This is a genomic window from Aeromonas sp. R6-2 (genome assembly GCF_040908155.1).
Taxonomy (GTDB): domain Bacteria; phylum Pseudomonadota; class Gammaproteobacteria; order Enterobacterales; family Aeromonadaceae; genus Aeromonas; species Aeromonas schubertii.
Window position 1 is genome coordinate 97,498 of the sequence record NZ_JBFODE010000038.1, and the last position, 14,300, is coordinate 111,797.

At 59.4% G+C, this 14,300-nt stretch carries 12 protein-coding genes and 3 tRNA genes; 9 read left to right on the forward strand and 6 right to left on the reverse strand.

Annotated elements, in window-relative coordinates:
* Nucleotides 1-170 precede the first annotated feature (170 nt).
* Both AB5Y48_RS10320 and AB5Y48_RS10325 read left to right on the forward strand, forming a co-directional pair.
* Nucleotides 171-641: a GNAT family N-acetyltransferase gene (locus AB5Y48_RS10320; protein WP_368164356.1), complete on the forward strand. Its 471-nt coding sequence runs from the start codon at nt 171-173 to the stop codon at nt 639-641.
* Nucleotides 641-1,408, forward strand: coding sequence for a zinc-dependent peptidase (locus AB5Y48_RS10325; protein WP_224163377.1), 768 nt, complete (start codon nt 641-643; stop codon nt 1,406-1,408). Before AB5Y48_RS10320 ends, AB5Y48_RS10325 begins: the two co-directional genes overlap by 1 nt.
* A gap of 81 nt (nt 1,409-1,489) precedes the next feature.
* On the opposite strand, the gene AB5Y48_RS10330 is transcribed toward AB5Y48_RS10325, so the two are convergent.
* Nucleotides 1,490-1,565 (reverse strand) — tRNA-Asn (locus tag AB5Y48_RS10330).
* Nucleotides 1,566-1,567: 2 nt separating this feature from the next.
* Nucleotides 1,568-1,643, reverse strand: a tRNA-Asn gene (locus tag AB5Y48_RS10335).
* Between the two features lie 334 nt (nt 1,644-1,977).
* Here AB5Y48_RS10335 and dauA point away from each other — a divergent pair.
* Both dauA and AB5Y48_RS10345 read left to right on the forward strand, forming a co-directional pair.
* Nucleotides 1,978-3,699 (forward strand): C4-dicarboxylic acid transporter DauA, encoded by a 1,722-nt coding sequence (gene dauA / locus AB5Y48_RS10340; RefSeq protein ID WP_224163376.1) that lies wholly within the window; start codon nt 1,978-1,980, stop codon nt 3,697-3,699.
* A gap of 238 nt (nt 3,700-3,937) precedes the next feature.
* A tRNA-Ser gene (locus AB5Y48_RS10345) sits at nt 3,938-4,025 on the forward strand.
* A gap of 317 nt (nt 4,026-4,342) precedes the next feature.
* On the opposite strand, the gene rnt is transcribed toward AB5Y48_RS10345, so the two are convergent.
* On the reverse strand, nt 4,343-5,002 hold the full coding sequence (gene rnt, locus AB5Y48_RS10350) for a ribonuclease T (RefSeq protein WP_368164357.1): 660 nt from the start codon (nt 5,000-5,002) through the stop codon (nt 4,343-4,345).
* A gap of 163 nt (nt 5,003-5,165) precedes the next feature.
* Between rnt and AB5Y48_RS10355 the strand changes: the two genes are divergently transcribed.
* The 4 genes from AB5Y48_RS10355 to ylqF all read left to right on the forward strand — a co-directional run bounded on the left by AB5Y48_RS10355 (nt 5,166) and on the right by ylqF (nt 9,027).
* Complete coding sequence (locus AB5Y48_RS10355; RefSeq protein WP_368164358.1) at nt 5,166-6,011, forward strand: OmpA family protein; 846 nt, start codon at nt 5,166-5,168, stop codon at nt 6,009-6,011.
* A 127-nt stretch (nt 6,012-6,138) separates the two neighbouring features.
* Nucleotides 6,139-7,455, forward strand: coding sequence for a hemolysin family protein (locus tag AB5Y48_RS10360; RefSeq protein WP_050666084.1), 1,317 nt, complete (start codon nt 6,139-6,141; stop codon nt 7,453-7,455).
* 6 nt (nt 7,456-7,461) lie between these two features.
* A complete protein-coding gene (locus AB5Y48_RS10365; RefSeq protein ID WP_136614615.1) occupies nt 7,462-7,983 on the forward strand; it encodes a hypothetical protein in 522 nt (173 codons plus the stop codon).
* A gap of 105 nt (nt 7,984-8,088) precedes the next feature.
* On the forward strand, nt 8,089-9,027 hold the full coding sequence (gene ylqF / locus AB5Y48_RS10370; protein ID WP_050666086.1) for a ribosome biogenesis GTPase YlqF: 939 nt from the start codon (nt 8,089-8,091) through the stop codon (nt 9,025-9,027).
* A gap of 25 nt (nt 9,028-9,052) precedes the next feature.
* Here ylqF and AB5Y48_RS10375 read toward each other — a convergent pair whose 3' ends face one another.
* From AB5Y48_RS10375 to dinG, 3 genes are all read right to left on the reverse strand, one after another.
* Nucleotides 9,053-9,952 carry a histone deacetylase gene (locus tag AB5Y48_RS10375; protein ID WP_050666087.1) on the reverse strand — a complete coding sequence of 300 codons (900 nt, stop codon included), beginning with the start codon at nt 9,950-9,952 and terminating at the stop codon, nt 9,053-9,055.
* A 37-nt stretch (nt 9,953-9,989) separates the two neighbouring features.
* Complete coding sequence (locus AB5Y48_RS10380) at nt 9,990-10,649, reverse strand: DUF2057 domain-containing protein (protein ID WP_050666088.1); 660 nt, start codon at nt 10,647-10,649, stop codon at nt 9,990-9,992.
* Nucleotides 10,650-10,756: 107 nt separating this feature from the next.
* Nucleotides 10,757-12,829, reverse strand: a complete 2,073-nt coding sequence (dinG, locus tag AB5Y48_RS10385) for an ATP-dependent DNA helicase DinG (protein ID WP_050666089.1) — start codon at nt 12,827-12,829, stop codon at nt 10,757-10,759.
* A gap of 396 nt (nt 12,830-13,225) precedes the next feature.
* On the opposite strand from dinG, the gene AB5Y48_RS10390 reads away from it, so the two are divergent.
* Nucleotides 13,226-14,293: a porin gene (locus AB5Y48_RS10390; protein WP_368164359.1), complete on the forward strand. Its 1,068-nt coding sequence runs from the start codon at nt 13,226-13,228 to the stop codon at nt 14,291-14,293.
* Nucleotides 14,294-14,300: the final 7 nt, after the last annotated feature.

The following is a 14,300-nucleotide window of genomic DNA, read 5'->3' on the forward strand; positions in this document are numbered from 1 at the left end:
GGCTCAGCCGAACGATCTGCGATGAAATGGCAAATTGGTCTCATAAAACACCAAAACAGAGCGCAGTTACTGACTGGACAGGAATAACATAACGATTCGCTGTGAACCTTCAAAGAGGAATTTTCTGAAATGTTGCCAATGTGTGAACTTTGCTCGTGTTTTGAACACGCATGGGCAGCAAGGTTGAGGGGCAAGGAGTGACGACGCAGTACAACAGCGTGGTGCGTGAAGCCTGTCCGGACGATGGAGTGCGACTGGCCACGCTCTTCGCTGCCCTGGGATATCCCCAAGGGGGGCGGAATATGTCGGCGGCCCTCACGGCTCACAGCCCGGAGCGGGTGGTATTGGTCCACGACAGGGGAGAGGGGATCGACGGCGTGCTGGTATTGCACCTGTTTACCCCTTTGCATGTGGCCCCATCATGGGGGCTGATCTCGGCCTTGGTGGTGGACGAGTCGGTGCGCGGGGCCGGTATTGGCGCAGCCTTGCTGGCGGTAGCCGAGGCCATCTGCCAGGCGCGGGGCGTCACCCAGGTCGAGCTCTCGAGCAGCATGCACCGCCTCGATGCCCACCGTTTCTATGAGCGGGCAGGGTATGAGGAGCGGCGCAAGCGGCTGGTCAAACGGTTGGGGGACACCTGATGGGGATGTTGACCCGGTTGAGGGCCCTGTTGGGCCAAGAGATTGCCCCGCCTCTGCCACTGGCGAAGGTGGCCAGCACGCTCCCGATCCTGGACGGGTTGGATGAGGAGGCGTTGGGGCGTCTCTTTGAGCTGGCCGCGACCCTGTTGCAGCGCAAGCGCCTGACCCTCATCGGGGTTGAGCTCAGTGATGAGCAGACGGGGGCGTTGGCCTTGCAGGCGGCGCTCCCTATCCTGAACCTCTCTTTGGAGTGGTATCGCGGTTTTCACGAGATCATCGTGATCCCCCAACCGGTAGTGCGGCGTGAGACCATCCAGGACGAATATGGCCTGGTGAGCGAGGTGGAGGAGGAACATGCGGGTGAGTCGTGGCAGCAGGGCCCCCTGGTGCTGGCCTGGAGTGAGCTCTGCCAGGATGGGGGCTGGGATGGCTACAACCTGGTGATCCATGAGCTTGCCCACAAGATTGATATGCTGGGCGGTGACGCAGACGGCGTTCCTCCCATGCGTCCCGGCATGGTGATGGAGAGGTGGCGAGCCGACTTTCAGGCGGCGTTTGATGCCCTCAATGAGCAGCTCGATCGGGGAGAGGAGAGCGCCATCGATCCCTATGCCGCCACCCATCCGGCCGAATTTCTGGCGGTGAGCTGCGAACTCTTCTTCACCGATCCCAGGCTGTTGCACACCATCTATCCGGCCGTGTATGGCCAATTGGTCACCCTGTTTGCCCAGGACCCGCTGCTGCGGCAGCCTGCGGGATCGTTGTAACCCCTTCATGGGGCGGCGCCAGGTATGATGGACACAAACAAAAAAGCCCGATCACGTGATCGGGCTTTTTGGTATCGAATGTGGCTCCCCCGACAGGACTTGAACCTGTGACATACGGATTAACAGTCCGCCGTTCTACCGACTGAACTACGGGGGAAGTGGCTCCTCCAACTGGACTCGAACCAGTGACATACGGATTAACAGTCCGCCGTTCTACCGACTGAACTATGGAGGAATCGTCGCTTGCGGGACGGGGCGCATAATAATGAGCCCCTCCGGTGCTGTCAAGGCGTTGCACCACCCTGGATATCGGTTGGCTAAATTCAATACAATCATATGGTTAAAGAGTCATTCATCTCGAAGATGGCGCCCGCATCGGCGATGCCCGCCCCACCTTCTCATGCCGGGTGGCTCGCTCATATTATTGATCCTGATCGGCGCCGGTTCGCTCTCAATCGCGTTACAATGTTAGCGATACCATCGTCGCGCCGACCCCGCTTGCCGACGCCCCGATGACTCGGGTTCCGGTCTCTACCGGTCTTTTTTATCTCTTCTGGTATTACACCTCGATGCACAATCAAACACAGCTACAGAGTGTTAGGCTGGGTATTGCCCTTCGCCAAGCCTGTTTCCAAGAGCCCTATAACCTGACGCGCCTGGGGCGCGATCTGGTCGCCGGCGTCACCGTCGGGATCATCGCCATTCCGCTGGCCATGGCGCTGGCGATTGCCAGCGGCGTCGCACCGCAGCACGGCCTCTACACCGCCATCATCGCCGGTATTGCCATCGCCGTGACCGGTGGCTCCCGTTTCTCTATCTCGGGACCGACGGCGGCCTTTGTGGTGATCCTCTATCCGGTGGCCCAGCAGTTCGGGCTGTCGGGTCTTCTGATGGCGACCCTGATCTCGGGCCTCTTTCTTATCGTGATGGGAGTGGGCCGCCTTGGGCGTCTCATCGAGTACATCCCCCCCTCGGTTACCCTGGGATTCACCGGGGGGATTGCCGTCGTGATCGCTACCTTGCAGATCAAGGATTTTCTCGGTCTGAGTGTGGCCGAGATGCCGGAGACCTATCTGGGCAAGGTAGAGGCGCTGGCCCAGGCCCTGCCGAGCTGGCAGTGGGGGGATACTCTCACAGGCGTCGTCACGCTGGCTGTCTTGTTACTCTGGCCAAGGTTGAAGCTGCCAGTACCCGGCCATCTGCCCGCGGTACTGATCGGGGTCGGGCTCGGTTATGGCCTGCATCTGGCCGGGGTGGATGTGGCAACCATCGGCTCCAAGTTTCACTACACCCTGGCCGATGGTACCCAGGGTAGCGGTATTCCGCCCATCGCCCCCGAGTTGATCCTCCCCTGGGCTCTGCCCGGACCCGATGGGCAGCCGGTGGCCTGGAGTCTGACCACCTTGCAGCGTCTGCTGCCGGCGGCCTTCTCCATGGCCATGCTGGGGGCCATCGAGTCGCTGCTCTGCGCCGTGGTCCTCGATGGCATGACGGGGCGTAAACACAGCTCCAACGCCGAGCTGGTGGGGCAGGGGATTGGCAATGTGCTCTCCCCCTTCTTCGGTGGCATTACGGCGACGGCGGCCATCGCCCGCTCGGCTGCCAACGTCAGGGCAGGGGCGACCTCCCCGATCTCCGGCATAGTGCACGCGCTGGTTGTGCTGGCGGCCATTCTGGTGCTTGCTCCCTGGCTCTCCTGGTTGCCGCTGTCGGCCATGGCGGCACTGCTGCTGGTGGTCGCCTGGAACATGAGTGAGGCTCACAAGGCGGTGGAGCTGATCCGCCGGGCCCCACGTTCGGATGTGGTGGTGTTGCTGGTCTGTCTGCTCCTCACCGTCATCTTCGATATGGTGATCGCCATTACCTTCGGGGTGATCCTGGCCTCCCTACTCTTTATGCGGGAGGTGGCAAGAATGACCCGCCTTCACAACATGGCCGAGGATCGTCGCCATGCCCATAAGGTGTCGGCGGGTACCCTGCTCTACAAGATCAATGGTCCGCTCTTCTTCGCGGCCGCCGAGCGCGTGTTCGGAGAGTTGCTGGGCAAGGTAGAGGGACACGACGTGCTGGTCTTGCAGATGGAGTCGGTGACCGTACTCGATGCCGGTGGTTTGTCGGCCTTCTTGCAGTTTGAGCAGGCTCTGGCGCAGCGGGGGGTCGCTCTTCGTGTGGCTGAGCTGCAGTTTCAGCCGCTCAAGACCCTGGCTCGGGCCAAGGTCCACCCCCGCCCCGACAGATTGGCTTTCTACCCGACGGTTGAGGAGGCTCTGGCCGAGTTAATGGTGCGCTAAGCGTAAGAAAATGTGGGGTTATCGCTCAATTGGTGTGGTTTTTGAGCAAACGGCACACTAGAGACAAATAGGTGTTGACCCCACAGGTTCAATCCCCTACATTACGCCCCGTTCCGACGCACAGCGCAGAACAAAAAATTTGGTGAGGTGTCCGAGTGGCTGCCCGTCGACGAAGTCGACATGAAAAGCACGCAGAGCGTGCTCCGCACAGCCAGCAAACATTAAGCTGACAAAATTTGGTGAGGTGTCCGAGTGGCTGAAGGAGCACGCCTGGAAAGTGTGTATACGGCAACGTATCGAGGGTTCGAATCCCTCCCTCACCGCCAAATTCGAAAGGGTCCACTCAAGTGGACCCTTTTTCGTTTCTTGCCCTGAGCCAAAGGAGGGTAAGAAGCTTGGGCGGGTTCGAGCGGAGCAGCTCTGCTGCGACGAACATTCGAAGGACGCCCCGAAGGGGTGAGCCGTCCTGGCGGCGAATCATCCCTCCCTCTGTAGTGGTCAAGTAAAGCAAAAGGCCCCGTCGCAAGACGGGGCCTTTTGCTTTACCTGATGAATCATAAGTCTGATGTGATCCCTTGCTTGTCACTCTCTTCATGGCTACTTGTCAGAGAGAAAAACGGGAGCCCTGGCTCCCGTCTTGGCATCACTCATCGCCCTCATTCGGGACGTTCTCTGACAGGGTGGGTGGCCAGCCCCCCAGAGCCTTCCAGCGGTTGACGATATGACAGAAGAGCTCGGTGGTGCGCTCGGTATCGTAGAGGGCCGAGTGGGCCTCTTTATTGTCGAAGGGGATCCCTGCGCTTTGGCACGCCTTGGCCAGCACCGTCTGGCCCAGTGCCAACCCCGAGAGCGCTGCGGTATCGAAGGTGGCGAAGGGGTGGAAGGGATTGCGCTTGAGGCCGGCTCGCTCGGCGGCGGCCATCACGAAACCATGATCGAAGGTGGCATTGTGGGCGACCACGATGGCACGCCCACAGTCACTCTCCTTCATCCCCTTGCGGACCCCCTTGAAGATCTCGGTCAGCGCCTCTTTCTCGCTCACGGCGCCGCGCAGGGGGTTGAAGGGATCGATGCCGGTGAACTCCAGTGCCGCCTTCTCCAGGTTGGCCCCCTCAAAGGGCTCCACATGAAAATGGAAAATCTGGTCGGGTCTGAGCCAGCCCGCCTCATCCATCTTGAGGGTGTAGGCGGCGATTTCCAGCAGGGCATCGGTCTTGGCATTGAAACCGGCGGTCTCCACATCGATGACGACGGGATAGAAGCCTCGAAAACGTCCCTTCAGGGTATGAACTGACTCGGTCATGGGATCTCAACAGGCATAAAACGAGGGGGCATTATGGCAAAAGCGTGGCCGATTGTCGCCCCGACCGCACCGTTGCATGGCCCTAAAGGATGGGGGATGACTGCCGATAAGAGAGCTGAGGTTCTCTGGAGGATGGTCAGTGAAGCACAGTTGGTGGGCAATCATGGCGGCAGCCGTACCGGTTCAGGCTGGAGTCACCGAGTTTGGTGCCAGTCTGGATCAGTCTGTCTGGCGACTGACCTCGGACACTCAGGTCGAGTGTCGCCTCGAGCATCCTATTCCAAGCTGGGGGACCGGCATGTTTGTGGCCCGTGCCGGCAAACAGATCAACCTCGACTTCGAACTGCATGGGCAGCGCCCCCAGGCACAGAGCCAGTCGGTGACGCTCGGCTCCATGCCTCCTGCCTGGCGCCCCGGAGTGGCAGGCCGCCAGTTGGCGCAGTTGCGTTTCTACAAACAATTTGATGGCCTGGTGAATGGCCAGACTGCCTGGACCATGCTCGACGAGTTGGAGGGGGGACGCATGCCCACCTTCCAATATCGGGACTGGTATCGTCAGGACAGGGCCGTGCGCGTCTCCCTCTCCTCGGTGAACTTTCGGGTCAAGTATCAGGCCTTCATGGATTGCATGAGCAGCCTGCTGCCCTACAGTTTCGATGATATCGCCTTCAGTATTCTGACCTATGAGAAAAACAGCGATCGCCTCTCGGCCCCCTCGCGGCGCCGGCTTGAGATGATCTCTGCCTATCTCAAGGCCGATCCCAGTATCGATGTGGTGGTCATCGACGCCTACAGCGATAGCTATGGCGGCCGTTGGACCAACCAGACGCTCTCCGAGAAGCGGGCCGAGAGCGTCAAGAGTTTCTTCACCGGACTGGGACTCGACGCGACCAAGATCGCGGTTGAGGGCCATGGGGAGAAGCAACATGTGGCCTCTAACGAGACAGAAAAGGGACGGGCCAAGAACCGCCGTGTGGTCATCTCCATGGAGCGCAGCAGTAACCTCTAGGAGGCGTAAAGGCTCGCCTCTCCCCCTTTTTCGGCTAATTTCTGTTATCATATTGCCCCTGTGCCGCGGCTCGAGCGTCCTCAATCGGGGATGATGATGCCGAGCGGCCTTAGCCGATAGGTTCATCATGAGTTTTGCTGACAGTTTATTCATGCTTACGCTGCTGGTTGCCGGCAGTGTCTTCTTTTCACTCTCCGAGATTTCTCTCGCCGCCGCTCGCAAGATCAAGTTGCAGGTGATGGTGGACGAGGGGCATCGCCATGCCCAGAAGGTGCTGGACTTGCAAGCCCAGCCGGGGAACTTCTTTACCGTGGTACAGATTGGCCTCAACACGGTGGCGATCCTCGCCGGTGTGCTGGGCGAGTCCAGTCTTAACCCGGCCTTTCAGGAGCTGGTCTCCCGTGTCTATCAGGGCAGCGGTTTAGGGCAGATAAGCTCTGTGCTCTCCTTTGTGGTGGTTACCTGCAGCTTTATTCTGATCGCCGATCTCATGCCCAAGCGACTGGCCATGAGCTTTCCCGAGCAGATCGCCGTGCGCATTGTTCGCCCGATGATCTTCCTGGTGGTGTTGCTGCGTCCTCTGGTATGGATCTTCAACGGTCTGGCGAATGCCCTGTTTCGGCTGCTGCGTATCTCGACCGTGCGCAAGGACGAGATCACCTCTGACGATATCTTCGCCCTGGTCGATGCGGGGGCCGAGGCGGGGGTATTGCAACGGGAAGAGCAGCAGCTTATCGAGAACGTCTTCGAGCTGCAGTCTCTCTCCGTCACCTCGGCCATGACGGCCCGTGAGAGCCTCATCTACTTCACCCTGCAAGAGAGTGAAGAGAGCATCAAGGCCAAGATTGCCGATCACCCCCACAACAAGTTTCTGGTGTGCGACAAGAACCTCGACAGTATCAAGGGCTTTGTCGATGCCAAAGAGCTGCTGATCCGCGTCATCAATGGCAAGAGCATCGACTTCAAGGGAGGTGACTCCCTCATCCACAACGTGCTCATCATTCCCGATACCCTGACCCTCTACGAGGCGATGGAGTATTTCAAGAATCATCGTGGTGATTTCGCCGTGGTGATGAATGAGTACGCTCTGGTGGTGGGTATCGTCACTATGAACGACCTGATGAGTACCGTGATGGGCGAGTGGGCGACTCATGTGGTGGAAGAGCAGATCGTGCAGCGCGATGAGCACTCCTGGCTGGTCGATGGCGTTACCCCCATCTCGGATGTGATGCGAGCCTTCGCCATCGAGGAGTTCCCGGACGATCAAAACTACGAGACCATCGCCGGCTTTATCATGTATATGCTGCGCAAGATCCCCAAGCGGACCGACTCGGTGACCTTTGCCGGTTACAAGTTCGAGGTCGTCGATATCGACAGCTACAAGGTGGATCAGCTGTTGGTGACCCGTATTGAAGCACCGGCCGAGCCGGCCATCCAGGAGTAGATGATGATGGGTTTTAACGGCTATCCCCTGATGGGGCTGGTGGTCGCCCTTATGTTGGCCGGTTGCAGTCAGAAGCCGCAGCCCGCTCCAGCCCGGGTTGCTCCCGTCGCTGCCGCTGTTGCGCCTGCCGCACCGCGCACCGACGGCAAGGTACAGACGCAAGGGGTGGAGCGGATCCAGTTCCAGGAGCAGTACCTGGGGCCGAAGCCAGGATCGATAGCCTCGGTGCAGGCCCTGTTTGCCCGCGGTTACGTCGACTCTGCCCTGCGTGAGACCATGCTGGCGGCGGTGCATACCGACTATCCGCTACTCGGCATGCGCGATGTGCACTTGACCGATCCGGTGCGCAAGTTCCTCACCTCGGAGCATGCCACCACGACGGCCCACGACTATATCCGCAGTGGCCTGGAGGCTCGTCTCGGTCCTCTCGGCGATGCCCGCTACCGGCAGATATGGCAGAGCCTGCCGCAAAATGGTGAGGTGCGGCACTGGAGTGCCCGTCTCAAGCAGGTGATGGCGGGGCGCTAGGCGCCGCTCGGACAAGAGGGGGCTTGCCCCCTTTTTTACGGCCCCTCTACAAGCGGCACAAACTTGGTTAGAATGCGCGACCTTTGGATCTGATGGAGAGAAGCGATGTCGATTAACTGGTTCCCCGGCCATATGCACAAGGCGAGAAAAGAGATCGCCGAGGTGATGCCCCAGGTCGATGTCATCATCGAGATGATCGATGCTCGCATCCCTTTCTCCAGCGAAAATCCCCTGGTACCGGAGCTGCGCGGTGACAAGCCGGTTATCAAGGTACTCAACAAGGCCGATCTGGCGGATCCGGCTACCACCGCTCTTTGGGTTGCTCATATGGAGCAGCAAAAGGGGATCCGTGCCCTGCCGCTCACCCAGCAGAAGCCGGACGAGATCAAGAGCCTGCTGGCCCTGTGCCACGAGATGGTGCCGGATCGTGACAAGGAGCTGCGTGGTGTGCGCGCCATGATCATGGGGATCCCCAATGTGGGTAAGTCGACCCTGATCAACACCCTGGCCGGGCGTATCATCGCCAAGACAGGGAACGAGGCGGGGGTGACCAAATCCCAACAGCGTATCAAGCTTGAGGGCAACATCATTCTGACCGATACCCCGGGCTTTCTCTGGCCCAAGCTGAGCCCCGCCTCCTGTGGCTATCGCCTGGCGGTGACCGGTGCCATCAAGGACACGGTGATCGACTACGCCGATATCGCCCTGTTTGCTGCCGAGTATCTGCTCAAGGCCTACCCCGAGCGCCTGATGGATCGTTATCAGCTCAGCGAGTTGCCCGGTAGCGACATGGAGCTGATGGATGCCATCGCACAGCGGCGCGGCTGCATGCGCAAGGGGGGCGTTTCTGATCTGCACAAGGTCTCGGAGATCCTGATCCATGAGCTGCGCTTGGGGCAACTGGGTTCCCTCACGCTGGAGACCCCTGACATGGTGAGTCAGGAGCAAATTGAGGCCAAGGAGGAGGAGGCCCGAAGGGCCGCCGACAAGGCGGAGCGGGACAAGGTCCGCCAGGCCAAAGCGCGCAAGCGTTACGGTAAGTAAGAGACGGCCCGCAAGGGCCGTTTTGCTATCGCAAGCAGCAGGCAAGCGCCTCTTCAAACAGGATGCGATGCAGGGGAACGAGGGCGCTCCAGTCCCGCCGGTAGCCGCCCCCCGGCACGGCGGCGATGGCAATGCCCCGGGTTTGGGCCGTTTCGAAGACGAAACGGTCTCGTTGCCGGACGCCTTCATCACTCAATGCCAGGTAGCCCAGTTCGTCGTCCCGATGCACATCGATGCCGGCCTGATAGAGGATGAGATCCGGGGCGTAGAGGCACAGCGCCAGTTCGAGAGCCTGGGAGAGGGTCTCCAGATAGGCGTCGTCTTGCATGCCATCGGGCAGGGGAAAGTCCAGGTGTGAGTGGGCCTTGTTGCCGGGAAAGTTGCGCTCGGCGTGTAGCGATAGGGTGATGATGTCGTCGCGGCCCTGACATAAGGTGGCGCTGCCGTCCCCCTGATGGACGTCGAGATCGCAGATGAGCACCCGCTCTGCACGCCCCTCGGCGATCATCAGATCCCCGGCCAGCACCAGATCGTTGAAGAGGCAGAAGCCGCTGCCCCTCTCCCTGTGGGCGTGATGATAACCCCCCGAGATCTGCAGGGCGCACCCCTCCTCGCAGGCGTGGCGGGCGGCCATCACGGTCGCGCCTACCGAGAGTCGGGTTCTCTCCAGCAAAAGCGGGCTCCAGGGAAAGCCGATGCGTCGCAGGCTGAGAGGGTCCAGCGACCCCTGCAGCAGGGCATCCACATAGGTTGGCTCGTGGATGCGGGTCAGGGCCTCCCGGCTGATGGGATTGGCCTGCTGCCATCTCAAGGGAAGGCTCTGCAGGCTCTGGTGCAGCGCCTGGTACTTGGCTAGGGGAAAACGGTGGTGCTCGGGCAGGGGGAGGGCCGAGTAGAGGGGGTGATAGAAGACGGTGGGAGTCATGGGCAAAGAAGAGGGGAGCCTTGGCTCCCCTTGGTCATTACTGTTGCTGGATGACCCAGATCTGGAATGCCTTGCGGGTTTCGGCATCGGCCTTGTTGTACCAGCTCTGCAGCTGGGTCAGGGCCTCGGGATTGGCCATGGCCTTGGTGGGGGCCACTTGCATCGGTTCACTGCTGGCGGCCATCACGGCGGCAGTAGAGACGGCGACCGTCTTGGGTTGGTTGAAGGCTTTGCCCATGGCGATCAGCTCCTGCTGATAGTCGCGGGTCAGCTGGAAGCCCTCTTGCTTGGGCATCACGAAGCGCTCGCTCTCGATACGCTGCCCGGTCACCTTGTCCTTGAGCTGGACGTCTTGCAGCTTAACAAACTGACGTGCTTCACCCTCGTTACGGGGCTTCTTGTAGTCCAATACGATGTGTTGGCCATCTTTGGACTCGAAGTTCAGCACCAGCGGCTCGGCGGTGATGAAACGGGTCTCGGTACGATTGGAATAGTTGCCCTCAAAAGAGACAACCAGCTGATGTCTGCCATCTTGCAGCTGATTGTTCTTGCCGTGCTCGAGCAGCTTGGCGCTGACGCTCTGGCCATCGATCAGCTCTACCACATAGGGGGCCTGAACATCCAGTTGCGCCGCGGCCACAGCCAGATTACCCCAAGCCAATGCCGCTACGGTTGGCAGCAAAACGGTCAGTTTCATTCTATCTCCTTGAACCAACGAAGGTTACAAACCTAAACCAAGCGGCATTCTTGCAGGTTTGCTGCTGGGCGGCAAGCCTTGCCCATCTTGGCCTCGCTGCTGAATCCTCACTCAATATTGCGTCTGAAAGGGGGCAGGGCATCGAGCAGCCCCTTGCCGTAGCGCTTGGTCACCAGGCGCCGGTCCAAAACAGTGACGCGTCCGGCATCGGCCTCCTTGCGGATCAGCCGGCCACAGGCCTGAATCAGCTTGCGCGAGGCCTCTGGCACCGTTACCTGCAAGAAGGGGTTACCGCCACGTTTCTCAATCCATTCGGCGGTGGCCTCCTCGACCGGGGAGTTGGGCACCGCGAAAGGGAGCTTGGTAATGATCAGGTTGGTGAGGTAGTGGCCCGGCAGATCCAGCCCTTCCGAGAAGCTACCCGTGCCGAGCAGTATGCTGGGGGTACCGGCGTCGCAGCGCTGGCGATGGAGGGTCAGCAGCGCATGGCGCGAGGCTTCTCCTTGCACCAGCAGGGTCAATCCCTGACTGCGCAGTCCCTCGGCCACCTCCTTCATCTGGCGGTAGGAGGAGAAGAGCAGCAGGCTGGCCTTCTCACCCTTGATGAGCCCAGGCAGGCGTTCGATGAGCTCAGGGGTGAAGCCGGGATCGCTCGGCTCGCAGCGCATTTTGGGGATGAACAGCTCGGCTTTTTCGTAATCAAAGGGAGAGCGCAGGCGCAGATAACGGGTGCCATCATGGGGCTTGAGCCCCGCCTGATGGCGGAAGTAGTCAAAACTCGACAGGGCCGTCAGGGTCGCCGAGACCAGCACGGCCCCCAGGCACTTGGACCAGAGCCACTCCTCGAGCAGATAACCCACCTCGATGGGGGAGGCGTGGATCATCACATCCCCCCCATCGCTTTGGTACAGCCAGCGTGCGAGCGGTGTTTTGCCGGGGGGGACCTCCCGGCTCATCAGCTCCCACAGTTGGTGGAAGTGCTCGAGGCGTTGCAAGAAGAAGCCCGCCTCGGCGAGCAGAGGCTCGGCCTCCTTGCGCCGGATCTCCCCCTCGCGAAGGGCCTCACTCAGGGCGCCTTGCAACCGATCCAGCGCTCGCAGCGCCTGTTTGCTCCCCTCCCGCAGGTTAATGGCAAGCAGTGGCAGGGGCTCTGGCAGCTCCCCATCCACGAAACGATGATGCGGTTCGTTGGCAAAGAGCTCCGGGTGTTGTTTAACCCACTGCTCCACCTCCTTGAGGTCGGGCAAGAGAGAGGCCAACGCATCCTGTAGCTTCATCTGGGGATCGAGCAGACTCTCCTTATTAAGGCGCCGGGCTATCTTGCCGGCACTCTGGGCAAGCTTCTCCAGGCTCTTGCGGCTGCCGCCCAGGTGGATTGCGGCAGCCCCGTGATCCCGTGCCACCGTGGGCAGGTGGTGCGCCTCATCGAGCACATAAAAACACTCGTCAGGAGGAGGGAGTATGATGCCGCCCCCCATGGTGAGGTCCGACAGCAGCAAGGCATGGTTGACCACCAGCACATCGCTCTCCTCCATCTTGTCCCGGGCCCGGTGGAAGGGGCACTGCTGATGGTGGTTCAGGGCCTTGTTACAGGTGTGGCGATCGGCGGCAATGCGCTCCCAGGCCGTATCGGGGAGTGGCTCGGCCCAGTTATCCCTGTCTCCGTCCCATTTGCCATCCGTGTAGCGATCCCACAGCCGTTTATAAAGATCTTTATCTTCCTCGCTGGGCCGTGTGGCAGAGAGCTGCTCGAAGGCAAACTCCAGATTGGCCTCTTCGGTCCCCATGGCCGCCTGCTCAAGCAGATGTTCGCAGCAGTAGCGCTGGCGTCCCTTGACCAGCATGAAACGAAATGGAACGGCACTGTGCTGCAGGAAAAAGGGGAGATCCTTGTGAATAAGCTGCTCTTGCAGGGCCACGGTGGCGGTGGAGATGATCAGCTTCTTCTGTTGCAGACGTGCGAGCGGGATGGCCCCCTGGGCATAGGAGAGGGATTTACCGATCCCGGTGCCCGCCTCGGCGACCAGGAGTCGGCGGGACTTCTCGTATTCCCCGCTCAGGGTCTTGGCGATTTCGGCCACCAAGAAGTTCTGCTCACGGCGGGGGACGAATCCTGGCAAGGCGTCGGCCAATTGCCGGTAAGTGGTGCGGATGGCCTCTTTGAGACGGGGTGAAAGCATGGGACAAAGTGCCGGGTTTGTAACTGGGTGACACAGAATAGCGAATGAGGGCACGCCAGTGCGAGCGTCGGGAGAGGAATAAAGGGGAATTTGTCGGGGGAGGGCGCGCGATTAAATTGCGCTGTTGTGGGGAGGAAGGACGCAATTGTGTGCGCCTTGGTGGCGGTATGACCAGTGATAATCTCTAAAAACGTTTTCCAGTTGTTATCGGGAAGATAATGGGATCCTGGTCACGTTTTGATATGCCAGACCATCGACCCGGTAAAAAGTTCCCGGTTTTTTTATTGCGGATTACAAACCCCGGTGCTAGTCTCGCCAGCATAGTGACGCAGAGAACGTCGCTAACACAGGGAATAACAAAGACTTAGTGTTTAATTACAGTAGGCATTGGAAACTATGAAAAAGACAATTCTGGCTATCGCCATCCCGGCTCTGTTCGCCTCCGCTGCTAACGCTGCCGTAGTGTATGACAAAGACGGTACTACCTTCGACATCTACGGTCGTGTTCAGGCCAACTACTATGCTGATAGTGACAACCCTAACGATATCACTGCTGCACACAAAGGTGATGCTGAGTTGATTGGGTCTTCCCGTCTGGGTTGGTCCGGCAAGGTTGCTCTGGATAGCATCTGGTCTGCCATTGCCAAGACCGAGTGGCAAGTTTCTGCCGAAAACTCTGACAACAAGTTCAACTCTCGCCACATCTACGTCGGTTTCGATGGCTCCCAGTACGGTAAGATCATCTTCGGTCAGACCGATACAGCTTTTTACGATGTAATGGAAGCAACCGATATTTTCAATGAGTGGGGAAGTTACGGTAACTTCTATGACGGTCGCCAGGAAGGTCAGGTTGTCTATTCCAACCAGATCGGTGGCTTCAAGGGCAAGCTCTCCTATCAGACCAACGACGACGTCGCTGTGAAGGTTACTGATGCTGGCCAGTCTGTCAAAGAAACAGCCATCTTCGGCAAAGATGTTAAACGTAACTATGGTTATGCCGCCGCTGCCGGTTACGACTTTGACTTCGGTCTGGGCTTCAACGCTGGTTACGCCTACTCCGACTTCGAAAATAAAAACAACACAAATATCAACGGTGATAAGAAAGAGTGGGCACTGGGTGCACACTACGCCATCGGTGGCTTCTACTTCGCCGGTGTATACACTCAGGGTGACCTGAACTACACCAAGAATGCTGCCGGTGCCGACAAGGACAAGGGCCGCGGCTACGAGCTGGCTGCCTCCTACAATGTAGACGCTTGGACCTTCCTGGCCGGTTACAACTTCAAAGAGAGCAAGCTGGGCTCCAATCTGAATGGTTCCGAGTACAAGGATCTGGTCGACGAGACCCTGTTGGGTGTTCAGTATAGCTTCACTCCGAAGCTGAAGGCTTACACCGAGTACAAGATCCAGGGTATCGACAACATGGACGACGAGTGGACCGTCGCCATGCAGTACAACTTCTAATCGAAGC